Here is a 21931-nt window from a genome sequence, read left to right on the forward strand (position 1 = left end):
GGCCGCACTGCGGCCCTTTCTTTTGCGATAAAACCCCACGTTATTATTTTTTCTTCGCATCTATACACATCCGGTATAAATGATATAGTGGTTATAGTTAACCACTTTCTTATTATTAAATCGTATTAGGCATCAGCGCCATACGCATATCGGATACCGGTCATGAAACTACAGCAACTCCGTTATATCGTTGAGGTTGTGAACCATAACCTCAACGTCTCCTCGACCGCTGAAGGGCTCTATACCTCTCAGCCGGGCATCAGTAAGCAGGTTCGTATGCTCGAGGATGAGCTGGGTATCCAGATATTCGCGCGAAGCGGCAAGCACCTGACGCAGGTGACGCCAGCCGGTCAGGAAATTATTCGTATTGCCAGGGAAGTGCTTTCCAAAGTGGATGCGATTAAGTCGGTTGCCGGCGAGCACACCTGGCCGGACAAAGGATCGCTGTACGTGGCGACGACCCATACCCAGGCCCGTTATGCGCTGCCGGGCGTCATTAAAGGTTTTATCGAACGCTATCCGCGCGTTTCGTTGCATATGCATCAGGGGTCGCCCACGCAAATTGCTGAGGCGGTTTCCAAAGGCAATGCCGACTTCGCCATCGCCACTGAAGCGTTGCATCTCTATGACGATCTGGTGATGCTGCCTTGCTACCACTGGAACCGTTCGATCGTAGTCACACCGGATCACCCGCTGGCGGGCAAAGGTTCCGTAACGATTGAAGAGCTGGCGCAGTATCCACTTGTTACCTATACCTTTGGTTTTACCGGACGTTCTGAGCTGGACACCGCCTTTAACCGCGCAGGGCTGACGCCACGCATCGTCTTTACCGCTACCGATGCCGATGTGATTAAAACCTATGTGCGTCTGGGATTAGGGGTAGGGGTGATTGCCAGCATGGCGGTTGATCCTGTTTCCGACCCGGATCTGATTAAGCTTGAAGCGGGCGACATCTTCAGCCATAGCACCACGAAAATTGGTTTCCGCCGTAGCACGTTCCTGCGTAGCTATATGTATGATTTTATTCAGCGCTTTGCGCCACACCTGACGCGTGATGTGGTCGACGCCGCCGTGGCGTTGCGTTCGAATGAAGATATTGAAGCGATGTTTAAAGATATTAAATTGCCAGAGAAATAATCCCTGCCGGTATTAATGGTATCCCCGGTGTCGGGGATATCGTGAAACCGATCACTTAATGGAAATTAAAATCCCCCTCATTTGCATTTCTCGCTTTTTTCACCTCTGCGTTTTTAGCCTGTCTGAATGTTTATATGCTGTGAAATGAAGGCAAAAGTAGAAACTATTTTGCCGCTACGCAAATTTTGTTTACCAATTATTTATTTTCCGTCAAAGATTCAGGATCTCACCCGCGACGATTCATAAAATCTCTGGATTTTTAGGGCGTTTTTTATTAGGATTTATCTCAATGATTATTAATTGTACCGATTGTTCGGTGCCAAACGATAAGTGATGCCGATTGTATGAGGTTAGCAATGCCGTCAGGACGAGATGAACCGCAGAGGGAGCCTGAGCTGAAGCGAAAAGCCTGGCGGGCGGTATTCCTGGGCTCCGCGCTGTTCTGGATAGTCGTGGCCATGCTCATCTGGAAATTTTGGGGGTAACTATGGCGGTGTCAGGCCAGAACGTCTCCGTGAAGCCAACATGTCAGTCTGGTGACAAACCACGGGTCCGTAAAAAAGGCAAAACGGCGGTGCCGGAGTCCTGGAAACTGACAGCGCAGCAGCAGGCTTTTATTGATTCCTTTGATGATAACGACGCTAAAAAACGCTAATTCGATGTCGTCAGGTTGTTAACTTTCGGTCTGTATTTTGGGTTTTGTACTCGTTAATAAATACACCACAGCAATAATCCGGCTGCCTGCTCAGGCAGTTAAAATGAATAATTATGGGTATTAAATAATGAATACGAACCGCAACGTGAAATACTGGTCATGGATTGGGGCGTTTTCACTTTCTCTCCTTTTCTGGTGCCAGCTGGTCTGGATGGTCCTTCAGTGAACCTCTGATAAACCCGACAATCCTCGTCGGGTTTTCTTTTTTGCCTTGTAAAGAACCTTCAGCTTTTTAGCGATTTGGGTTGTTATCAAAACGTTACGTTGCGCGTGTGTTATCTTTAAAGACAGACCCTGAGGAGAGTCGGGGTATCGCAATTCCCTGTCATTAAGGAGGAGCTATGTCGTCAACCCTACGAGAAGCGAGCCAGGACACGCTACAGGCCAAAACCAAAACGTACCACTATTACAGCCTGCCGCTCGCCGCAAAAACCCTGGGCGATATTTCTCGCCTGCCCAAATCGCTTAAAGTCCTGCTCGAAAACCTGCTGCGCTGGCAGGACGGTGATTCCGTCACCGAAGAAGATATTCATGCCCTGGCCGGATGGCTGAAAAATGCCCATGCCGACCGTGAAATTGCCTACAGGCCTGCCCGTGTGCTGATGCAGGACTTTACCGGCGTTCCGGCGGTGGTCGATCTGGCAGCAATGCGCGAGGCGGTGAAACGTCTCGGTGGCGATACCGCCAAAGTGAACCCGCTTTCCCCCGTCGATCTGGTTATCGACCATTCCGTGACCGTTGACCATTTCGGCGATGATGATGCCTTCGGCGAAAACGTGCGTCTGGAAATGGAGCGCAACCACGAACGTTATGTTTTCCTCCGCTGGGGCCAGCAGGCGTTCAGTCGCTTTAGCGTGGTGCCGCCAGGCACCGGCATCTGCCACCAGGTGAACCTCGAATACCTGGGCAAAGCGGTATGGAGCGAACAGCAGAACGGCAAGTGGGTCGCGTATCCGGACACGCTTGTCGGCACGGATTCTCACACCACCATGATTAACGGTCTCGGCGTGCTGGGATGGGGCGTCGGTGGGATTGAAGCGGAAGCCGCTATGTTGGGGCAGCCGGTTTCGATGCTGATCCCGGATGTGGTCGGCTTTAAGCTGACCGGAAAACTACGCGAAGGAATTACCGCCACTGACCTCGTGCTCACGGTCACCCAGATGCTGCGTAAGCACGGCGTGGTGGGCAAGTTTGTTGAATTTTATGGTGATGGACTGGATTCACTGCCGCTGGCGGACCGTGCCACCATTGCCAATATGTCGCCGGAATATGGCGCAACCTGTGGCTTCTTCCCGATTGATGGCGTCACCCTCGACTACATGCGCCTGAGCGGCCGCAGCGATGAACAAATTGAACTGGTAGAGGCTTATGCTAAAGCACAGGGCATGTGGCGTAATACCGGCGATGAACCGGTGTTTACCAGTACGCTCGCCCTGGACATGGGCGAGGTTGAAGCGAGCCTGGCCGGGCCAAAACGTCCACAGGACCGCGTGGCGCTGGGCGATGTGCCAAAAGCGTTCTCGCAAAGCGCGGAGCTTGAGTTGAACACCGCTCAAAAAGACCGGAACCCGGTGGACTACACGCTGAACGGGCATCAATATCAGCTGCCTGATGGCGCGGTGGTGATTGCCGCCATCACCTCCTGTACGAACACCTCGAATCCGAGCGTACTCATGGCCGCCGGGCTACTGGCGAAAAAGGCCGTCAAGCTCGGGCTGAAGCGCCAGCCCTGGGTAAAAGCCTCGCTTGCGCCTGGCTCGAAGGTGGTGTCCGACTATCTGGCTCACGCGAAGCTGACGCCCTGGCTGGATGAGCTGGGATTCAATCTGGTCGGCTACGGCTGCACCACCTGTATTGGTAACTCCGGCCCGTTGCCCGATCCGATTGAAACAGCGATTAAAAAAGGTGATTTGACCGTTGGCGCGGTGCTTTCCGGCAACCGAAACTTTGAAGGACGTATTCATCCGCTGGTGAAAACCAACTGGCTCGCCTCGCCACCGCTGGTGGTAGCATACGCGCTGGCGGGGAATATGAATATCAACCTGATGACCGATCCTCTGGGACACGACAAGAAAGGGGACCCGGTTTACCTCAAAGATATCTGGCCGAGCGGGGCTGAAATCGCCCGGGCGGTGGAAGAGGTGTCGACCGAGATGTTCCACAAAGAGTATGCCGAAGTATTTGAAGGCACGCCGGAGTGGAAAGCGATTAAAACCGAACAGTCGGACACTTACGGCTGGCAGCAGGATTCCACCTATATTCGTTTATCGCCGTTCTTTGATGAGATGGGCGCGGAGCCGGATCCGGTGGAGGACATACACGGCGCACGGATCCTCGCGATGCTGGGCGACTCCGTCACCACCGATCATATTTCGCCTGCGGGCAGTATCAAGCCAGACAGTCCGGCTGGCCGCTATCTGCAAAATCATGGCGTCGAGCGGGGTGATTTCAACTCTTACGGTTCAAGGCGCGGTAACCACGAAGTGATGATGCGCGGGACTTTCGCCAATATCCGTATCCGCAACGAAATGGTGCCAGGCGTTGAGGGCGGTATGACTCGCCATCTGCCCGGTTCAGAGGTGATTTCCATTTATGACGCAGCCATGCGCTATCAGGAGCAGGGCACGCCGCTGGCGGTGATTGCCGGGAAAGAATACGGCTCTGGCTCCAGCCGTGACTGGGCGGCGAAAGGACCTCGTCTGCTGGGCGTGCGGGTGGTCATCTCCGAATCCTTCGAGCGAATTCACCGCTCGAACCTCATTGGAATGGGGATTTTGCCGCTCGAGTTCCCTGCAGGGGTCACGCGTAAAACGCTGGGGCTAACGGGCGAAGAGCAGATTGATATCGCCAACCTACAGAGTCTTAAACCGGGGGCCACGGTTCCCGTTACGCTGACCCGCGCTGACGGTAAGCAAGAGGTCATTGACTGCCGCTGCCGTATAGATACCGCGACAGAGCTGACCTATTACCAGAACGACGGGATCCTGCATTATGTAATCCGCAATATGCTTCACTAAAACATAAGGGCCTGCATGCAGGCCCTTTTTTTAGAACATCACTGGTAATCCCAGCCCACGTTTGACCGCATGCAGCGTCTTTTGTGTGCGCTCATGCGCCCTCTCGCTGCCTTGCTTTAGCATCGCCAGCAGCGCACTTTTATCAGCAATCACTTCTTTACGGCGTTCGCGAATCGGCGCCAACAGCGTTTGCAGGCATTGTTCCAGCTCAAGCTTGCACTGTCGATCGCCCAGGCCGCCCTGTTGATAGTGCGCTTTCATCGCCGCAATCTTTTCCTTATCGGGGTGGAACGCATCCAGATAGGTAAACACGACGTTGCCTTCGATGTTTCCCGGATCGCTGATGCGCAAATGGTGTGGATCGGTGTACATCGCGCTAACGGCTTTATGAATCTCTTCCTCAGTGGCCGACAGCGTGAGCGTGTTCCCCAGCGATTTCGACATTTTGGCATTACCATCAATACCCGGCAGGCGGCCGACCGGACTCAACAGCGCCTTGCAGCGGCGTAGTACGGGCTTCTCCAGCAGGCTATTCATCTTCTGAACTATTTCATTGGTCTGTTCAATCATCGGCAACTGGTCGTCTCCTACGGGCACCCTGTCGGCGCCAAATGCGGTAATGTCAGCGGCCTGGCTTATCGGATAAACCAGAAAACCTGTCGGGAGAGAACGGGAAAAGCCCTTTTGTTGAATTTCGTTTTTAACGGTGGGATTTCGTTCTACCCGCGAGACGGTAACGATATTCATATACAGCATCGTCAGTTCCGTCAGCGCGGGCAGCGCGGACTGCAGACAGATTGTCGAATGGAGTGGATCGATGCCGACGGCCAGATAATCGGCCATTACTTCCAGTACGTTGCTGGCGATTTTCTGCGGCTGCGAACCATTGTCGGTCAGCCCTTGTAAATCGGCGATCAGAATGTACTGAGGGTATTGCGTTTGCAAGGCGACGCGCTGGCGCAGCGAGCCGGCATAGTGACCTAAATGCAGCTGGCCGGTAGGACGATCGCCGGTGAGGATCACGTGAGATTGTTCAGTTAACTCTGTCATCAGAAGCTCCTGTTGTGCGCCAGAAAGCGGTTCTGCAGACAGAGCGGACGCCTTCCGGCGGCCTGAGATAAAAAAAGAAAAGGGGAAATCAGGCGGCCTTGATTAAGGCTGCCACCAACGTAATGAGAGGTGAGAAGGGCAAGGGTTTTTGCTGTTCATGCGTTAACGGTACTGCAAAAGTCTCTACCGGACAATAAACCCGTGTTTAAAAGGTTACTGAAGAACTCGCCGTGCGGTCTCATAACGCGGTGCCCAGTAGGGATTGTCCAGCCGGGAAATGGTGACGCCTGCCTTTTGCGAGGCGTGAATAAACTGGCGATCGCCAATGTATACACCCACATGCTGTACGCGAGGTGAAGACTTAAAAAATACCAGGTCGCCGATGCGAAGCTCATGTTTTCCGACTTTCTTACCCCGTTTTTTTTGCTGATGAGTGGTTCGGGGCAGGCTTATGTACCGTGCAAAAACTTTCTGCATTAGTGCCGAGCAGTCGATGCCGCTGCGTCGGGTGCCGCCAAAATCATATGGCGTGCCTTTCCAAAGCGCATATTGCTGAAGCAGGGATGCTTTCAAATGGTGAGAGACTGATGGCTTCGGCGTCGTGAAACGATCGGGGAGATTGAGGGCGCTTGCTGAAAAAACAGACAGCATAGTAACGAGAAACAGCAGGGTGGTGAAACAGTATTTTGGCAAAGACATAACGAAAAATCAGGCTAATCAAAAAACATTCACAAGGGGCTTCTTGCGAGGTGTGAACATATCGTATCAGCTGATTATTTTTTGATCAGAAGGATAAGCGAACAGAACTGATGGCTATTCTTTGCGCAGCAACACTATTGCGACGGGCTGTTAACAGGAAGGAAACGAGAGGGAGTAAAAGAGGCAAAAATCGTCACGAAAGCGACACGAATGCAAGAAAACGGCGCATATAAAAATGCGCCGCGCGACGATTACTCTCCGAGCAAATGGCCCATTTTGGCCGCTTTTGTATCGAGGTAATGTTCGTTTTTCGGGTTACGGCCCACGATCAGCGGCACGCGTTCTACGATGTTGATTCCGGCTTCGGTCAGAATCTCTACTTTTTTCGGGTTGTTGGTCAGCAGGCGCACTTCGTCCACGCCCAGCAGCTTGAACATATCTGCGCAAAGCGTGAAGTCGCGTTCGTCAGCGGCAAAGCCTAACTGATGATTGGCTTCCACGGTGTCGTAGCCCTGATCCTGCAACGCATAGGCGCGGATTTTATTCAGCAGTCCGATGTTTCGTCCTTCCTGGCGGTGATAGAGCAGAATGCCGCGACCTTCCTCGGCGATGTGGGCGAGCGCCGCTTCTAACTGGAAACCGCAGTCGCAGCGCAGGCTGAACAACGCATCGCCGGTCAGGCATTCAGAATGAACGCGCGACAGTACAGGAGTTTTGCCAGAAATATCGCCGAACACCAGGGCAACGTGATCCTGCCCGGTTGCCAGTTCTTCAAAGCCCACCATCAGGAAATCGCCCCAGGGGGTTGGCAGTTTGGCTTCTGCCACACGTTTAAGCTGCATGTGATTCTCCAGATTCTTCGGCATCCCAATGCCTTCTGTTTCGTATTATTTTGCCACAATGGCGGAACTTCACCTAATGGCGGAAGGTTGTCTGCTGCTTAAGCGCACAATTCGGGCACTTTCACCGTTCTGGCTTTTTTCAGTTATGATTGTGATGTTTAAGGAAAAAGGAGAGACAATGCTTTCGATTGCCCGACGAACTGCAGCGGGCGCTGCGGTGTTACTTATTATGCCACTGGCGGTGTGGATCTCAGGCTGGACGTGGCAGCCGGGGCACAACGGCTGGTGGCTGAAGGCATTGTACTGGATGACCGAAACGGTGACTCAGCCCTGGGGCATCATCACTCACGTGGTGCTTTGCGGCTGGTTCCTGTGGTGCCTTCGCTTTCGGCTGAAGGCGGCAATCATGCTGTTTGCCATTCTGGCTGGTGCCATTCTTATCGGCCAGGCCGCGAAATCCTGGGTGAAGGATCGGGTCCAGGAGCCGCGCCCGTTTGTTATCTGGCTGGAAAAAACGCAGCAGGTGCCGGTCGAGGCGTTCTACACTTTAAAACGTAAGGAACGCACGCGTCTGGTGAAAGAGCAACTCTCGCACCGGGATGATTTACCAGCGTTTTTACGCCATCACTGGCAAAAAGAGACGGGTTTTGCGTTTCCTTCGGGCCACACGATGTTTGCCGCAAGTTGGGCGCTGTTGGCGGTCGGACTGCTGTGGCCTCGTCGGCGTACGGTGACTATTGTGATTCTGCTGGTCTGGGCAACGGCGGTGATGGGCAGCAGGCTGCTGCTGGGCATGCACTGGCCGCGGGATTTAGTCGTTGCCACACTGATGTCATGGCTGCTGGTGACGTTTGCCACCTGGCTTGCACAAAAAGTGTGTGGCCCGCTGACGCCGCCGGGAGAAGAGGCTCAGGATATCCGAAACCGCGAGTCTGATGAGAAGTAAAGCTTGATTTCGGTGCTTTCTGCCCACAAATCCTTATCAGGCGACCGGGTTGCCAGTTTCGCCGCTGCGGGGAAGATGGTACTTTATAAGGCTGGAAGCGAAAAATCGAACATGATTTATTCACATAAACCACATAACGGGAAGTAATGTGAAATATTTACTCATTTTCTTACTGGTGCTGGCAATTTTCGTTATTTCCGTCACCCTTGGCGCGCAAAACGATCAGCAGGTCACGTTCAACTACCTGCTGGCGCAAGGGGAGTTCCGTATCTCCACGCTGCTGGCCGTGCTGTTTGCCGCAGGGTTCGCCATTGGCTGGCTGATTTGCGGCATGTTCTGGTTGCGTACCCGCGTTTCGCTGCTTCGTGCTGAACGCAAAATTAAACGTCTCGAACAACAACTTGTGCCGGTGACGCCCGCTTCGACCGTGCCGATGCCACCGGCTGTGAAGGAATAACGCTTTATGCTGGAGTTGTTGTTTCTGCTTTTGCCCGTTGCCGCCGCGTATGGCTGGTACATGGGCCGCAGAAGTGCACAACAGTCCAAACAGGACGATGCCAACCGCCTTTCCCGTGATTACGTCGCAGGGGTAAACTTCCTGCTCAGCAATCAGCAGGACAAGGCGGTAGACCTGTTCCTCGACATGCTGAAAGAAGACACCGGCACCGTCGAGGCGCACCTCACGCTGGGCAACCTGTTCCGTTCACGTGGTGAGGTTGATCGCGCAATCCGCATTCACCAGACTCTCATGGAAAGCGCCTCTCTCACCTACGATCAGCGCCTGCTGGCCGTTCAGCAGTTGGGGCGCGACTACATGGCCGCAGGTCTGTATGACCGCGCCGAAGATATGTTTAGCCAGTTGGTGGACGAAACCGACTTCCGCATCAGCGCGCTTCAGCAGTTATTACAGATTTACCAGGCGACCAGCGACTGGCAAAAAGCCATCGACGTGGCTGAACGTCTCGTGAAGCTCGGTAAAGAAAAGCATCGTCCTGAAATCGCCCATTTCTGGTGTGAGCTTGCGTTGCAGCAAATGGGTAACGGCGACATGGACAAAGCCATGACGCTGTTGAAAAAGGGTGCGGCGGCGGATCGCAACAGTGCGCGTATCTCCATTATGATGGGCCGCGTATTTATGGCCAACGGTGATTACGCTAAAGCAGTGGAATCCCTGCAACGCGTTATCGACCAGGACCGCGAGCTGGTCAGCGAAACCCTCGAGATGCTGCAAACCTGCTACCTGCAGTTAGGGAAAGAAGCGGAGTGGGAACACTTCCTGCGCCGTGCGGTGGAGGAAAACACCGGCGCGACGGCCGAGCTGATGCTGGCACAAATCATGGAACAGCGAGAGGGCGCTGATACAGCGCAAACCTACATTACGCGCCAGCTCACGCGCCATCCAACTATGCGCGTCTTTCATAAGCTAATGGATTACCACCTCAATGAAGCGGAAGAAGGGCGTGCGAAAGAGAGCCTGATGGTTCTGCGCGATATGGTCGGCGAACAGGTGCGCAGTAAACCGCGCTATCGTTGCCAGAAGTGCGGCTTCACGGCCTACACCCTCTACTGGCACTGTCCTTCCTGCCGCGCGTGGTCAACGGTGAAACCTATCCGTGGTCTCGACGGCCAGTAATTTTTAAAAACAATTTAATTAGTTACAACATACTAATTGTTTTTTAAACCCATTGAGTGGCAACGTGCCCGTCTTTGCCTTGCAGGGAAAAGCGGGAAATGCAGCCTGTCAATTTGCGGATATCGCAGGTAGAATGCACGCCGTTTACCGATTTTTCGCCGGTTGCGGCTCACAACAAGAAGGTCTGGTCATGACGTCTCCATCCCGTAGTGTTACTTCCTCTCCCGTCGTTGTTGCTCTTGATTATAATAATCGCGATAAAGCACTGGCCTTCGTCGACCGCATCGATCCGCGTGACTGCCGTCTGAAAGTCGGGAAAGAGATGTTTACGCTGTTCGGGCCGCAGCTGGTGCGCGATTTGCAACAGCGCGGGTTCGACATCTTTCTGGATTTGAAATTCCACGATATTCCGAATACCACAGCACACGCCGTTGCCGCTGCAGCGGATTTGGGCGTGTGGATGGTGAACGTGCACGCCTCCGGTGGCGCGCGGATGATGACGGCGGCCCGTGAAGCGCTTCTGCCGTTTGGCAAAGATGCACCCCTGCTGATTGCCGTGACCGTATTAACCAGTATGGAAGCCAGTGACTTACAGGATCTGGGCATTACGCTCTCCCCGGCAGATCATGCGGCAAAACTCGCGACGCTGACCCAGCACTGCGGGCTTGACGGCGTCGTGTGTTCTGCGCAAGAAGCCGTGCGCTTCAAACAGGAACTGGGGCAGGCGTTTAAGCTGGTGACGCCAGGCATTCGCCCGTCAGGGAGCGATGCAGGCGATCAGCGTCGTATCATGACTCCCGAGCAGGCACAGGCGGCAGGCGTGGATTACATGGTGATTGGCCGCCCGGTGACCCAGTCTGCGGACCCGGCGCAAACGCTGCGCCAGATTAATGCATCCCTTGTGAAGGAGGTCTGATGAACGATTCCAACAGCCGTCTGGTGTATTCCACCGACAGCGGTCGTATCGATGAACCTAAAGCCACGGTCGAGCGCCCAAAAGGCGACGGCATTGTGCGCATTCAGCGCCAGACCAGCGGTCGAAAAGGTAAGGGTGTATGCCTGATAACCGGCATTGATGTCGACGATGCTGAACTGGCAAAAATTGCAGCAGAGCTGAAAAAAAAATGCGGCTGTGGTGGCGCGGTGAAAGAGGGCGTGATTGAAATTCAGGGCGATAAACGTGACCTGATTAAAACCCTGCTGGAAGCAAAAGGCATGAAGGTGAAACTGGCCGGCGGTTAATATTTCTTTTTGGCAGAAAATATATTCCATGTAAAAGGGCCACGCGAATGCGTGGCCCTGTCTTTTTGGTGCGTAAGTCTGCTGTAAATCTTATTTATTGTTATCTTTCCCTGGAGGATTATTTGCCTACCTGGTGACCGATAATACCACCGACTGCTGCACCGCCGAGGGTGCCCAGGGTGCTGCCATCGGTCAGTACTGCGCCACCGAGGGCACCGGCACCGGCACCGATAGCGGTGTTACGGTCACGTTTAGACCAATGTGAACATGCGCTCAGGGACATGGCCAGGGTGACAGCCAGAACGGCTGCAGTCATTTTTTTGCTCATTGAAGTCATAAAGTATTCTCCTGAATAATTCGTCCACGCCGCGTCTACAATCATTATTTCCGCAGAAATAAAGCTGGCACTCGTGGAGTAGGTTGCGCAGGCGTTACTAAAATCACGCAAGTGATAGTCACTTCCTGTTATATCGCTAACATTAATTTTACGACACGGGAAAGAATGAGGCAGGTAAATTGTCTTAATTGGCGGGTCAGAACAATCTTATATGTGTCTGAATGTTGAAAAATGAGACAAAATCAAGATGATAGTTAAATTGCAGCCCCCAATTGGGGGCCGTCATTATGGGCGAGGCACAATATTGACCGTCAGACCTGACATTTCCAGCTGCTGTCGCTGGCTGGCGGAGAGGTTGTCGTCAGTGATCACACGATTAAATTTATGGGAAGGGCCCAGCGGATAGGGGTGTACCGCGCCAAATTTTGAGCTGTCGCTAAGCACGATAGACTCGCACCCTTTATCCAGCACCGCGCTAACCACGTCAGCGCGCATCATGTCGCGGCCGGTAAATCCGGTTTCATACTGCCAGCCATCAACGCCAATAAACGCCTTACTGAAATGGACCTGTTGAATGTACTGGCGGGTCAGTGGACCGACCATGCTTTCACTTTTCTTCTGATAAATGCCGCCGAGGAGAATCACTTCGCCGGGCGTCTCTTTCAGCAGATGGGCAATATAGCTGCTGACGGTGATGATCGTGACGCCTGGTTGCTCGGAGAGCGCGCGTGCGAGCAGGGCATTGCTGCTGCCGTTCTCAATAAACACCGTTTCCCCCGGGCTCACGAGATTGGCTGCAAACGCCGCCAGCTCACGCTTCAGAGCGAAGTTGTTCATCATACGGGTTTCGACGTCTTCGCTGTCCAGCGGAACGGCAAATCCATGCATGCGGCGTAAGTAGCTTTGTTTTTCGAGCAGGTTCAGGTCCTGACGGATAGTCACTTCTGAAACCCCGGTCATTCGGGCGAGATCGCCAACGCTCATGCGGCCTTGGTCGATTACCATTTGTAAAATAGATTGTTGTCGGGCGTTCATATCAGGGTCGTCGTATCTTCAAATTTCCCAGGGAGATTTTGGCTGAGAAGAGGAGGCCTCTTCTTCGCCGGACGCCTGGGCCAGTAACTCTGCCTTCAGAATTTCCAGATTGTTAATGGCGGAAGTGTCATCACCCGCCACCAGAATATCCAGCACGGTATCAATACGTTGAGCTAACTGACGTGCATCAAGCTTGGGCATAGGCCATCTCTGAAAGAAAAGTAAGAAAAATCAATGATGCAAAAATTAGAAAGAAAAGAGAAGAGGAAATTGAGCCGGGACTGAAACACATAACATAAAATTATAAATTACTACTGCCACATATCCGCAGTAAATGGCCTGGATTAGTCTGATCAGGCGCGCAACGCGCTTTTATCTATGAGGAATAGATTATGACCGTGATTAATCAGCCTACCTGTAAATTGTTTACCGACACTGAACGATTCACCCAGCTCTCCGCCTACTACGAGGAAGAACGGCGCACCGTGTGGATGATGTTACGCGCACAGCCTCGGCCGTGCTTTAACCACGCGTTGATAGAAGAGATCATGAACCTCTCCTGGCTCGTCAGGCAGCAGGGGTTTGCGGTTGATTTTTGGGTAACCGGCTCGCTGGTGTCGGGGATCTACAACACCGGCGGCGATCTGCGCTATTTTGTGGAGTGCATTCGCAACGGGCGGCGCGAAGCGCTTCGTGCTTATGCCCGTGCCTGCGTGGACTGTGTGCATGCGGCCTCCCGGGCGTTTGATACGGGTGCTATCAGTATTGCGATGGTAGAGGGGAGTGCACTCGGCGGCGGCTTTGAAGCGGCGCTGGCGCATCACTTTATTCTTGCTCAGCGGGATGCCCGGATGGGCTTCCCGGAGATTGCGTTTAATCTCTTTCCGGGCATGGGTGGGTACTCGCTGGTCAGCCGTCGCTCGGGCATGAAGCTTGCCGAGCAGCTGATTTATCGGGGAGAAGCGCATACGGCTGAGTGGCATGAACAACGAGGATTAGTGGACGTGTTGTTTGAACCGGGTAACAGCTACGTGGCGACCCGCACGTTTATCGACACCCTGCTGCCGAAGCTGAACGGCGTCCGCGCGATGCTGCGGGCCCGCCAGCGGGTACTGACGCTGCCGCGAAGCGAACTGATGGACATCACCGAAGACTGGGTCGATGCCGCGTTCTGCCTTCAGGAGAAAGACATTGCCTATATGGAACGACTGGTCATGTTGCAGAACCGACACACGCAGGTTGCGTTGCGTAAGGCCAGCTAGCCATGGGTTATACCTTCTCATGCTTACTGCGGCCGGGATCGCGAAAGTAAGCCAATAAATCGCCGTTCGCTGACGCCATTGCTGCTAATAATGGTTCAATGGCGTCTTTTTAAACTTGAGCGTTATTTAACTGTTCAGACACGGTGAAGACATGTCCCGGTTTTAATTATGTTTGTGCCACCCATCTGACCCGTAAAATAAAACTTTTACTATATTCTTCGCTGAGGGAGGAGGTTAGACTTTATATCACCAATCCAGCAGTGAAAGATCAATTTTGATGCTGAGATGGTGGTTGATAAAACTATTTTACAAGGAAAGAAATCATGCGTGAATTATCTAATACCGAACTGTCTAATGTTGCAGGTGGCGATTTGGCTGGTGCAATTTTCGGCCTGTTTGATGGCGCGTCTACCGGTATGTCTATCGGCGGTAAGTGGGGCGGTGCAGGCGGCTTCGGCTTCGGTGCGCTCTCTCAGCTGGTTGGTCTGATCGTGCCTACCGCAATGGGTGGCATCTTTGGCTTTGTTACCGGTGCGATGAGCGATACCCAGACCGTCAGCGCAATCCTTAGCGATTATCGTCACAGCTTTGGTCCAGGCGACGTTAACCACGGCGGTACTATCGGCTAATTACTGCTGATTAATAATGAAAGAGAGGTGCGTATCCTGTTGCTTTAAATTAGCGACAGTGGCTCATACGTACCTCTTTTTTATTCACAATACGAACAGGATAAGGAAATAAATATGAGAGAATTAGCGTTAAATGAAATGAATGAAGTGAGCGGTGCCGGTACTTTTACTCCGGAGATCTTCCAGCGCATGGATCAAATTTTCTCTAATACCCTGGACGGGATGTCGACAGGTATGTCTATCGGTGGCAAATATGGCGGCGCGGGCGGATTTGGCTTTGGCGCGCTTTCGCAGTTGGTGGGACTGATTGTGCCGACGATCATGGGCGGCGCCCTTGGCTTTGTCTCAGGCGTCATTCTGGGTTACGACAACACGTCAGCGCTGCTGGCGGACTATCGCCACCAGTTTGGCCAGGGAAGCGTAGGCTAAAAGCTGGCTGAGATTGACCTGTTATCCCTCAAGGCTGCATTACGATTAGCGCGCCATTTTGCGCGCCTGGCGCCGTTTGAACCAGCGCTCGAATACGGCAGCGGGCATCGGCTTTGCAAATAAGAAACCTTGCCGTTCGTTGACGCCGTTCTTGGTAAGAAAGGCGTCTTCTTTTGCGCTTTCAACGCCTTCGGCAATGACCTGTAAATTAAGCGCCTGCGCCACCGCGACAATCGCACGCACCAGGGATTGCGAGACGGATTGCTTGTGCACATCTCGTACGAAAATCTGATCGAGCTTGATGGCGTCTATCGGGAAGCGGGCAAGCTGCGACAGTGATGAATAGCCCGTACCAAAGTCATCAAGATGCACCTGGGCGCCCAGCGCGCTGAACTGCTGGATAACCGAATGAGCAAGTTCTTCATTCTCAATCAGGCAGCTTTCCGTCAGCTCTACGTCAATCGGGCAGTACTCAAAATTCAGATTGCGCAACGCCTGCTTCAGGTCACTGAAAATGGTCTGATCCGCCAGCTGGCGAGCCGAAACGTTCACCGCTACCCGCAGATTAATGCCCTTATCACGCCACAGCGCAACCTGGCGCACCACGTCGAGCATGACCCAACGTCCGAGCGGAACAATCAGGCCAGACTCTTCGGCATAAGAGATAAATTCGGTTGGCGGAATAAGCCCGCGCTCGGGCGATTCCCAGCGCACCAGCGCTTCGAGGCTGCGCACTTCACCGCGCCAGGTGATCTTCGGCTGATAGTGAATGACCAGTTGATTGTTATCCAGCGCCTTGCGCAGATTGGTGTCGAGCCACAGGTATTCGAACACTCGCTGGTTCATCTCGGGTGAAAACACGCAGAACTTACCGCGACCGCCTTCCTTGGCGGTGTACATCGCGGTATCGGCATTGCGAATCAGGCTTTCGCGATCGTTACCATGCTGCGGGGCGAGGGAGATCCCCAGTGAACAGCCGGTATAGACTTCAATCAGCCCGATGCGGAAAGGATCGCGCAGTCGGGTCAGAATGCGCGAAGCCATCGCCTCCAGGCTTCCCTGAGAGGTGTTCGTTGCCAGGATGATAAACTCATCGCCGCCGAGGCGTGCCAGCGTCTGACCCTCTTCAAGGCAGCTCAAAATCGATAAGGCTACGGACTGTAACAGCTGATCGCCAAACATATGCCCGTAGGCATCGTTCACTTTCTTAAAGTTGTCGAGATCGAGATAGACGATGCCAACCTGATTCTCACCCCGCCCGGTAATCTCTTCGGCTATCATATCGTTGATGGCGTTACGGTTGGGAAGTCCGGTAATAGTGTCCGTATTGGCCAGCACGCGCAGGCGTTCCTGAGCGCGGCGTTCCTCGGTGATGTCGGTACCGGAGCAGATCAAATAAATTTCGTTTTTGCCGCTGCCACTGTGCACAAATTTATTGCGGAACAGAAACAAACGCTGACCTTTGCGGGTTTTGATCCAGCGCTCCACTTCATAGGAGCTGCCGTTTTTAAAGAAACCGCTGATGTTACGGCGCGATGCCGCCGCTTCCGCCGGGCTCATGAACAATTTGAACACGTTCTGGCCGATGACTTCCTGCTCCTTCATCCCGGTATACTCTTCGCTCAGGCGGTTAAAGCGCTGAATATTTCCATGGCTATCGAGGATAACGATAACGGAGTTGGCTTCGGAAACGACCTGTTCGGCAAAGGAGAGGCCCTGCACCAGGTCGCGGGCGACGGAACCGGTATCATCCCAGGCGGAGGCGCTGCCTGCCCACTGTGATTTGTTGATTTTACGGCCAACCAGATGTACCGGCACGGCGTTGCCGTACAGATTGAGGCTGAGCGTCAGGCTGGAGGTGATCACCGTCATCTCGCGAATGTTGTTCGCCTGTTCGGCGCTCAGCGCGACGACCTGGCTTGTGTCGGTGTCCTCGCTGGTAGCCAGATGCAGCGCGTTGCTGTCTGCTGACAATCGCCAGTAGGGACTCGTGGTTCCCAGATACCGGAAGAGCAGATTTTGCTCCAGTTCCTCAGCCATCTTTTCTCCAAAACCTGGTTAAGCGCATCCTGAAATCATGAATCAATTGGTCCGGCCAGCTCATACGAAAGTCTTAGCCAGCGACGGAGCCTGGTGGTTCTCAATGGTATATCCGTTCCCGGAAGCTAAAAAAGAGCACCGATCAGGCGGGTCATTATTTTGCGTTGCGATACACCACTTTATTGTGATCGCTTTTGATGGAATGTGGGGAAAAACAGGAAAAAAATTGTGGATGGAATCGCATTGCAGAAAGAGAAGGGCGACTAAGCAATGATTAGTCGCCCTTAAGTATTACGCCTGGAACGGACGCGCGATGACGCTGCGGGTTTCCATGCGCACTTCGGCGATCGTCACGTCAATCACGTCGGTGACTTTATAGACGGTTTCGCCTTTGATTTGCACGGTGCCATTTTCCTGGCTGCAAACCATCTCATCACGAACTGCATGCAGGAATGGTGCGGGAATAAAGGCAACTGCGCCATTGTCTACCAGGCGCACGCGCATGCCGCCGCGGCTGATATCAATGATTTCAGCCGCGAAGCGGGTGTCGGTCCCGGCTTTATCATTCAGGAAACGGGCGTATAACCAGTCCGCCACGTCGCGTTCCGCCATGCGGTTCAGGCGGCGACGCTCGGCCATCTGGACGGTGGCCTCATCCTGCGGACGCGCCGGCGTTTCGCCTTTAACGATCGCTTTCAGCAGACGATGGTTCACCATGTCGCCGTACTTACGGATCGGGGAAGTCCAGGTGGCGTAAGCCTCGAGGCCAAGGCCAAAGTGTGGGCCCGGTTCGATGCTGATTTCTGCAAAGGACTGGAAGCGGCGAATGCGGCTGTCGAGGAAGCCCGTTGGCATCGCATCGAGCTCGCGGCGCAGCTTGCAGAAACCTTCCAGCGTCAGTACTTCCTGCGGATCGACGTGCACGTCGTGGGTTTTCATCAGCTCAGAAAGCTGCTCGGTTTTCGCCGGATCGAAGCCAGTGTGCACGTTATAGATGCCGAAGCCGAGCTTATCGCGCAGCACGCGGGCAGCGCAGATATTAGCGGCAATCATCGATTCTTCAACGATACGGTTGGCGATGCGGCGCGGTTCCGCCACGATGTTCAGCACTTCGCCTTTTTCACCGAGTACAAAGCGATAATCCGGACGGTCTTTAAACACCAGAGCGTGGTTGTGACGCCACTCGCCGCGCAGGGCACAGATACGCTCCAAAAGTTTGATCTGCGCAGCGATTGCTTCGCTCTGCGGCTGCCAGCTGCCGTTGCCTTCCAGCCAGTCGGAAACGTCGTCGTAAGCCAGCTTGGCTTTTGATTCGATGGTGGCGGCGAAGAATTCGATATCGTCTTCAATAGCACCGTCCTCGGCGAGGATCATGCGGCAGGCCAGAACAGGACGTACAACGTCCGGGCGCAGCGAGCAGAGGTCGTCTGAGAGTTCACGAGGCAGCATCGGGATGTTAAAGCCCGGCAGGTAGTTGGTGAACGCGCGGATTTTTGCAGCGTTGTCGAGCTTGCTGCCCTCGACGATCCACGCGGTCGGGTCGGCGATAGCAACGGTCAGATGCAGTTTGCCGTCTTCGGCGACTTCAGCAAACAGCGCATCGTCCATATCTTCGGTGCTGGCGCTGTCGATGGTGACGAAGTTCAGCGCAGTCAGGTCGCGACGCTCAAGGCCTTCGTCCTGCATTTCGGTGGCAGCACCATCCGGTGCGACTTTCTCAAGATTGTGGCGTGCCAGCGTCACCCACCACGGAACAAAGTGGTCGTCGCCAAAAGTGATGAACTGGGTGAGTTCGGCGTAGAAGCTGCGGTCGCCTTTCAGCGGATGACGGCGCATTTCTGCCACGGCCCAGTCACCCTCTTTAAAATCGTGCTCCAGGCTGCGCACCGGGCGGCACTGGATGGCGTCTTTCAGAAGCGGATGGTCAGGAACAATCGACAGGCGATCGTCTTTTTTCTGCACCCGGCCAACAAAACGCGTCAGAAATGGCTCAACCAGTTCTTCTGGTTCAGCGCTCTCTTTGCCTTTATCGCTGTGGATGGTGGCGATAATACGATCGCCATGCATCACTTTTTTCATCTGCGGAGGCGGAATGAAATAGCTTTTCTGAGCATCGACCTCGAGAAAACCAAAGCCTTTTTCCGTGCCTTTCACCACCCCTTCAGCGCGAGGGGTCTGGGAATGAAGTTGCTGTTTTAGCTGCGCAAGCAGCGGATTGTCCTGAAACATAATAATGTATTTTCGTGGCCAAAAGAGCGGCTGACAGTTTTACGCGAATATGCCATTCGCAGCAAGCGAACTTTAAGGCTTTTACGCATCCGCCAGCACCTCGCCAAGACCGATTTTCAGGCGGTTTATCCACCCGCAAACGCCGCTCCATGCCAGCAGCGCAAAGGCCTGCTCGACGGAAAGCCCATGCCCGGTGAGGGGAGAAAACTGTGCGGCGCTGAAGCGGTCTGGCGCCCGTATTATCAGCAGCACGGCCTGAATGACGGCGTGGGCGAGGTGATTATCCGGTAGCCACAGTTTTAATGCCCGTTCTCCCGTCAGCGTGGCGGCTTTCAGCAGTTCGTCGGCAGCGTTGAGCTGAAAACAGCTGACGCTGCCGTTAACACGCGCGTTAAGCAGTGCCACAAGCGTTGCAAGCGTTTGATCAACCTCCAGCGACGGTATCAGTTCGGCCTGCATGTCACGCAGCGATTCGTCCCATGCGAGCAGGGCGGTAAGCGCTTGTGGGAGTTCGTCTGATAGTTGATGAGCTTCCGTGGCTTCACGGCAGGCCAGTCCCGGCCGCCAGCTCCCCTTTGGCGAGTCAAAGCAGCTGGCAGGGGCATCGTCCTGCATCGGCATGCCGGGGAGCCAGCGCACCGGTAATCCCATTAACGCCTGCCCGGCGGCTACCACACGTGCCTGATAGCCGATAAATCCAACAATCTGGGTTATCAGCACAATATCAGGCGCCGTCAGCCCAACGGCATCAAGCTGCAGGCGTGACTGAGTGCAGATAATCGACGGCGAAGCGGCCAGCTGGCGCGCATACTGCGTAATCTGCGCCAGCCGGTGATTGCTTTCGCGTGAGGAGTCCGGGCCGGGCAGCGGCGCGAGACGTGCCGCGTAGTGATTACATAAGCGCTGGACGCCAAAAACCTGCGCCACGGTGAGCGCGGTACTCAGGCGTTCATAGGCGCTAAAGGTATTCAGGCGATTGACGTCAACGGCATCCGGAAAAAGATGTGCCGAAATTTGCCGCGAAAGTTCAAGCCAGCGTCGCGTTTGGGCAGAAAAGGGAGGAAGAGTCAGATCCAGCAAAAAGCGGTCTGCAACGTGGGCCGCTTCCGGAACCAGGGGAAGCACGTCGGCTGCCTGATTTCTTGCTTGCGTTTCATGATACCAATGGCTTTTGCCGTGAGCGCGGCTTTGCTCCATGGAATGTCCTTCGGGATGTCGTATCGATAGAACGCTATCCTGACGTAAGGCGTGGGCAGGTAAAAATATTGAAGCGTGATAACAAATAACGGAGTGGAATAACGGCGGGAAATCCGCCCCGCGAAAGCAGGGCGGAAGAAGAACTTATTTCAGTTCCAGTTCGTTCATTGCGGCGATGCTGAAGCCACCGTCAACGTGAACAACTTCACCGGAAATACCGGCAGACAGGTCAGAGCACAGGAATGCTGCGCTGTTGCCCACGTCTTCGATAGTGACGGTGCGACGAATCGGGGTAACCGCTTCGCAGTGTGCCAGCATCTTACGGAAGTCTTTAATGCCGGAGGCCGCCAGCGTACGGATTGGACCTGCGGAGATACCGTTAACGCGCACGCCTTCAGGACCCATCGCGTTCGCCATGTAGCGCACGTTTGCTTCCAGAGAGGCTTTAGCCAGGCCCATTACGTTGTAGTTAGGGATGGCACGTTCTGCACCCAGGTAGGACAGGGTCAGCAGCGCAGAACCCGGGTTCAGCATTTCGCGGCAGGCTTTTGCCATCGCAACGAAGCTGTAGGAGCTAATGTCGTGTGCGATTTTGAAGCCTTCACGGGTGACGGCATTTACGTAGTCACCGTCCAGCTGGTCGCCCGGCGCGAAGCCGATGGAGTGAACGAAACCGTCAAATTTCGGCCACACTTTGCCCAGTTCAGTGAACAGGCTATCGATGCTTTCGTCCTGCGCAACATCGCATTCCAGAACAATGCTGGAACCCAGCTGTGCAGCGAACTCTTCAACGCGGCCTTTCAGTTTTTCGTTCTGATAGGTGAAGGCGAGCTCAGCGCCTTCGCGATGCATAGCCTGTGCGATACCGTAGGCGATGGAGAGTTTGCTGGCAACGCCAGTCACCAGAATGCGCTTACCGGAAAGAAAACCCATAGCTTTTAATCCTTATGTTATTGCTTGTTTTTGGCTTTGTATTCAGTAAGTTACTGTTATCAAAGCCAGAACAGAGAGACAGCAGGCCGAAATTATAGCTCACTACACGCCTGAATTGTCACGTGATTTTTACATTGCGCCCGGCAGGCAGGGCGGCAAAACGAAGAAAAACGATACCTTTCTATTATATCAGGAGTCGTGAAGAGGACTGATCCAACCTCACCGCCACTGGAGAGGCCAATCTCACGGGGGAGGGAACCGGACGATGCTGACCTTACTGGCCTTAGTGAAACTAACGCACCTTGCGGTGCCCCCGTCCGGCCCGCCATTGTAGCGTAGCCGTACGCACGACACAAAAATGGCGCAGACGCGCCAGCGTGTCGTCACTTAAGGTTTCCAGAAACTCAATCCCGGCATCTGATTTTGCAGATGCGAGAAAAAGAATAAGGGGTCAGCGTTATTACGACAAGCGCTATTCCCGGAAGCGGTCTCACATTATTAAATGCAAGTATGGCGGGCTTATTACATATTCAGAATCAATAAAAAGCAATGGCGATAT

At 53.9% G+C, this 21931-nt stretch carries 23 protein-coding genes; 13 read left to right on the forward strand and 10 right to left on the reverse strand.

What is annotated here, in order from left to right; all coding sequences use genetic code 11:
- Positions 1 to 162 precede the first annotated feature (162 nt).
- The 5 genes from cysB (at position 163) to acnA (ending at position 4869) form a co-directional block, all read left to right on the forward strand.
- Complete coding sequence (cysB, locus tag RTU33_RS08435) at positions 163 to 1137, forward strand: HTH-type transcriptional regulator CysB (protein ID WP_312626624.1); 975 nt, start codon at positions 163 to 165, stop codon at positions 1135 to 1137.
- Between the two features lie 344 nt (positions 1138 to 1481).
- Positions 1482 to 1622: a YmiA family putative membrane protein gene (locus tag RTU33_RS08440; RefSeq protein ID WP_312626626.1), complete on the forward strand. Its 141-nt coding sequence runs from the start codon at positions 1482 to 1484 to the stop codon at positions 1620 to 1622.
- A 2-nt stretch (positions 1623 to 1624) separates the two neighbouring features.
- Positions 1625 to 1792, forward strand: coding sequence for a hypothetical protein (locus RTU33_RS08445; RefSeq protein WP_312626628.1), 168 nt, complete (start codon positions 1625 to 1627; stop codon positions 1790 to 1792).
- A gap of 127 nt (positions 1793 to 1919) precedes the next feature.
- Entirely contained in the window at positions 1920 to 2018 is a 99-nt protein-coding gene (ymiC, locus tag RTU33_RS08450) for a small membrane protein YmiC (RefSeq protein ID WP_312626630.1), read from the forward strand.
- A 175-nt stretch (positions 2019 to 2193) separates the two neighbouring features.
- Positions 2194 to 4869, forward strand: a complete 2676-nt coding sequence (gene acnA, locus RTU33_RS08455; RefSeq protein ID WP_312626632.1) for an aconitate hydratase AcnA — start codon at positions 2194 to 2196, stop codon at positions 4867 to 4869.
- Positions 4870 to 4899: 30 nt separating this feature from the next.
- On the opposite strand, the gene trpS is transcribed toward acnA, so the two are convergent.
- The 3 genes from trpS to ribA form a co-directional block, all read right to left on the reverse strand.
- Entirely contained in the window at positions 4900 to 5919 is a 1020-nt protein-coding gene (gene trpS / locus RTU33_RS08460; RefSeq protein ID WP_312626634.1) for a tryptophan--tRNA ligase, read from the reverse strand.
- 213 nt (positions 5920 to 6132) lie between these two features.
- A complete protein-coding gene (locus tag RTU33_RS08465) occupies positions 6133 to 6618 on the reverse strand; it encodes an NlpC/P60 family protein (protein ID WP_312626636.1) in 486 nt (161 codons plus the stop codon).
- Positions 6619 to 6869: 251 nt separating this feature from the next.
- Positions 6870 to 7460, reverse strand: coding sequence for a GTP cyclohydrolase II (gene ribA, locus RTU33_RS08470; RefSeq protein WP_312626638.1), 591 nt, complete (start codon positions 7458 to 7460; stop codon positions 6870 to 6872).
- Between the two features lie 178 nt (positions 7461 to 7638).
- Here ribA and pgpB point away from each other — a divergent pair, with 178 nt between their 5' ends.
- The 5 genes from pgpB (at position 7639) to yciH (ending at position 11281) form a co-directional block, all read left to right on the forward strand.
- Complete coding sequence (gene pgpB / locus RTU33_RS08475) at positions 7639 to 8406, forward strand: phosphatidylglycerophosphatase B (protein WP_312626640.1); 768 nt, start codon at positions 7639 to 7641, stop codon at positions 8404 to 8406.
- A gap of 148 nt (positions 8407 to 8554) precedes the next feature.
- On the forward strand, positions 8555 to 8863 hold the full coding sequence (locus tag RTU33_RS08480) for a LapA family protein (protein WP_312626642.1): 309 nt from the start codon (positions 8555 to 8557) through the stop codon (positions 8861 to 8863).
- A gap of 6 nt (positions 8864 to 8869) precedes the next feature.
- Entirely contained in the window at positions 8870 to 10039 is a 1170-nt protein-coding gene (gene lapB / locus RTU33_RS08485; protein WP_312626643.1) for a lipopolysaccharide assembly protein LapB, read from the forward strand.
- A gap of 190 nt (positions 10040 to 10229) precedes the next feature.
- Positions 10230 to 10955 carry an orotidine-5'-phosphate decarboxylase gene (gene pyrF, locus RTU33_RS08490; protein ID WP_312626644.1) on the forward strand — a complete coding sequence of 242 codons (726 nt, stop codon included), beginning with the start codon at positions 10230 to 10232 and terminating at the stop codon, positions 10953 to 10955.
- Positions 10955 to 11281, forward strand: coding sequence for a stress response translation initiation inhibitor YciH (yciH, locus tag RTU33_RS08495; RefSeq protein WP_312626645.1), 327 nt, complete (start codon positions 10955 to 10957; stop codon positions 11279 to 11281). Before pyrF ends, yciH begins: the two co-directional genes overlap by 1 nt.
- Before the next feature lie 118 nt (positions 11282 to 11399).
- Here yciH and osmB read toward each other — a convergent pair whose 3' ends face one another.
- From osmB to RTU33_RS08510, 3 genes are all read right to left on the reverse strand, one after another.
- Entirely contained in the window at positions 11400 to 11618 is a 219-nt protein-coding gene (gene osmB / locus RTU33_RS08500) for an osmotically-inducible lipoprotein OsmB (RefSeq protein WP_312626646.1), read from the reverse strand.
- A 285-nt stretch (positions 11619 to 11903) separates the two neighbouring features.
- A complete protein-coding gene (locus RTU33_RS08505) occupies positions 11904 to 12653 on the reverse strand; it encodes a DNA-binding transcriptional regulator YciT (protein ID WP_312626647.1) in 750 nt (249 codons plus the stop codon).
- Positions 12654 to 12671: 18 nt separating this feature from the next.
- The gene (locus RTU33_RS08510; RefSeq protein WP_312626648.1) at positions 12672 to 12854 is read right to left on the reverse strand and encodes a hypothetical protein; all 183 of its coding nucleotides are present in this window, start codon (positions 12852 to 12854) and stop codon (positions 12672 to 12674) included.
- A 191-nt stretch (positions 12855 to 13045) separates the two neighbouring features.
- Between RTU33_RS08510 and RTU33_RS08515 the strand changes: the two genes are divergently transcribed.
- The 3 genes from RTU33_RS08515 (at position 13046) to RTU33_RS08525 (ending at position 14973) form a co-directional block, all read left to right on the forward strand.
- Complete coding sequence (locus RTU33_RS08515) at positions 13046 to 13915, forward strand: crotonase/enoyl-CoA hydratase family protein (RefSeq protein ID WP_312626649.1); 870 nt, start codon at positions 13046 to 13048, stop codon at positions 13913 to 13915.
- Positions 13916 to 14238: 323 nt separating this feature from the next.
- Positions 14239 to 14544, forward strand: coding sequence for a hypothetical protein (locus tag RTU33_RS08520; protein ID WP_312626650.1), 306 nt, complete (start codon positions 14239 to 14241; stop codon positions 14542 to 14544).
- 114 nt (positions 14545 to 14658) lie between these two features.
- On the forward strand, positions 14659 to 14973 hold the full coding sequence (locus tag RTU33_RS08525; RefSeq protein WP_312626651.1) for a hypothetical protein: 315 nt from the start codon (positions 14659 to 14661) through the stop codon (positions 14971 to 14973).
- Between the two features lie 45 nt (positions 14974 to 15018).
- On the opposite strand, the gene pdeR is transcribed toward RTU33_RS08525, so the two are convergent.
- The 4 genes from pdeR to fabI all read right to left on the reverse strand — a co-directional run bounded on the left by pdeR (position 15019) and on the right by fabI (position 21372).
- The gene (gene pdeR, locus RTU33_RS08530) at positions 15019 to 17013 is read right to left on the reverse strand and encodes a cyclic di-GMP phosphodiesterase (RefSeq protein WP_312626652.1); all 1995 of its coding nucleotides are present in this window, start codon (positions 17011 to 17013) and stop codon (positions 15019 to 15021) included.
- A gap of 291 nt (positions 17014 to 17304) precedes the next feature.
- Complete coding sequence (locus tag RTU33_RS08535; RefSeq protein WP_312626653.1) at positions 17305 to 19242, reverse strand: exoribonuclease II; 1938 nt, start codon at positions 19240 to 19242, stop codon at positions 17305 to 17307.
- Between the two features lie 81 nt (positions 19243 to 19323).
- Positions 19324 to 20439: a CMD domain-containing protein gene (locus RTU33_RS08540; RefSeq protein ID WP_312626654.1), complete on the reverse strand. Its 1116-nt coding sequence runs from the start codon at positions 20437 to 20439 to the stop codon at positions 19324 to 19326.
- Between the two features lie 144 nt (positions 20440 to 20583).
- Positions 20584 to 21372: an enoyl-ACP reductase FabI gene (fabI, locus tag RTU33_RS08545; protein WP_097161073.1), complete on the reverse strand. Its 789-nt coding sequence runs from the start codon at positions 21370 to 21372 to the stop codon at positions 20584 to 20586.
- Positions 21373 to 21931: the final 559 nt, after the last annotated feature.

The organism is Scandinavium sp., assembly GCF_032012665.1.
Lineage (GTDB): Bacteria > Pseudomonadota > Gammaproteobacteria > Enterobacterales > Enterobacteriaceae > Scandinavium.

Excerpts from the sequence above, each read along its gene's own strand:
- pdeR (WP_312626652.1), bottom strand. The coding sequence starts at position 17,013 with ATGGCTGAGGAACTGGAGCAAAATCTGCTCTTCCGGTATCTGGGAACC.
- RTU33_RS08525 (WP_312626651.1), top strand. The coding sequence starts at position 14,659 with ATGAGAGAATTAGCGTTAAATGAAATGAATGAAGTGAGCGGTGCCGGT.
- RTU33_RS08445 (WP_312626628.1), top strand. The coding sequence starts at position 1,625 with ATGGCGGTGTCAGGCCAGAACGTCTCCGTGAAGCCAACATGTCAGTCT.
- RTU33_RS08510 (WP_312626648.1), bottom strand. The coding sequence starts at position 12,854 with ATGCCCAAGCTTGATGCACGTCAGTTAGCTCAACGTATTGATACCGTG.
- ymiC (WP_312626630.1), top strand. The coding sequence starts at position 1,920 with ATGAATACGAACCGCAACGTGAAATACTGGTCATGGATTGGGGCGTTT.
- cysB (WP_312626624.1), top strand. The coding sequence starts at position 163 with ATGAAACTACAGCAACTCCGTTATATCGTTGAGGTTGTGAACCATAAC.
- trpS (WP_312626634.1), bottom strand. The coding sequence starts at position 5,919 with ATGACAGAGTTAACTGAACAATCTCACGTGATCCTCACCGGCGATCGT.
- ribA (WP_312626638.1), bottom strand. The coding sequence starts at position 7,460 with ATGCAGCTTAAACGTGTGGCAGAAGCCAAACTGCCAACCCCCTGGGGC.
- pgpB (WP_312626640.1), top strand. The coding sequence starts at position 7,639 with ATGCTTTCGATTGCCCGACGAACTGCAGCGGGCGCTGCGGTGTTACTT.
- yciH (WP_312626645.1), top strand. The coding sequence starts at position 10,955 with ATGAACGATTCCAACAGCCGTCTGGTGTATTCCACCGACAGCGGTCGT.
- RTU33_RS08440 (WP_312626626.1), top strand. The coding sequence starts at position 1,482 with ATGAGGTTAGCAATGCCGTCAGGACGAGATGAACCGCAGAGGGAGCCT.
- RTU33_RS08540 (WP_312626654.1), bottom strand. The coding sequence starts at position 20,439 with ATGGAGCAAAGCCGCGCTCACGGCAAAAGCCATTGGTATCATGAAACG.
- fabI (WP_097161073.1), bottom strand. The coding sequence starts at position 21,372 with ATGGGTTTTCTTTCCGGTAAGCGCATTCTGGTGACTGGCGTTGCCAGC.
- RTU33_RS08520 (WP_312626650.1), top strand. The coding sequence starts at position 14,239 with ATGCGTGAATTATCTAATACCGAACTGTCTAATGTTGCAGGTGGCGAT.
- RTU33_RS08465 (WP_312626636.1), bottom strand. The coding sequence starts at position 6,618 with ATGTCTTTGCCAAAATACTGTTTCACCACCCTGCTGTTTCTCGTTACT.
- pyrF (WP_312626644.1), top strand. The coding sequence starts at position 10,230 with ATGACGTCTCCATCCCGTAGTGTTACTTCCTCTCCCGTCGTTGTTGCT.
- lapB (WP_312626643.1), top strand. The coding sequence starts at position 8,870 with ATGCTGGAGTTGTTGTTTCTGCTTTTGCCCGTTGCCGCCGCGTATGGC.
- RTU33_RS08515 (WP_312626649.1), top strand. The coding sequence starts at position 13,046 with ATGACCGTGATTAATCAGCCTACCTGTAAATTGTTTACCGACACTGAA.
- RTU33_RS08535 (WP_312626653.1), bottom strand. The coding sequence starts at position 19,242 with ATGTTTCAGGACAATCCGCTGCTTGCGCAGCTAAAACAGCAACTTCAT.
- RTU33_RS08505 (WP_312626647.1), bottom strand. The coding sequence starts at position 12,653 with ATGAACGCCCGACAACAATCTATTTTACAAATGGTAATCGACCAAGGC.
- osmB (WP_312626646.1), bottom strand. The coding sequence starts at position 11,618 with ATGACTTCAATGAGCAAAAAAATGACTGCAGCCGTTCTGGCTGTCACC.
- acnA (WP_312626632.1), top strand. The coding sequence starts at position 2,194 with ATGTCGTCAACCCTACGAGAAGCGAGCCAGGACACGCTACAGGCCAAA.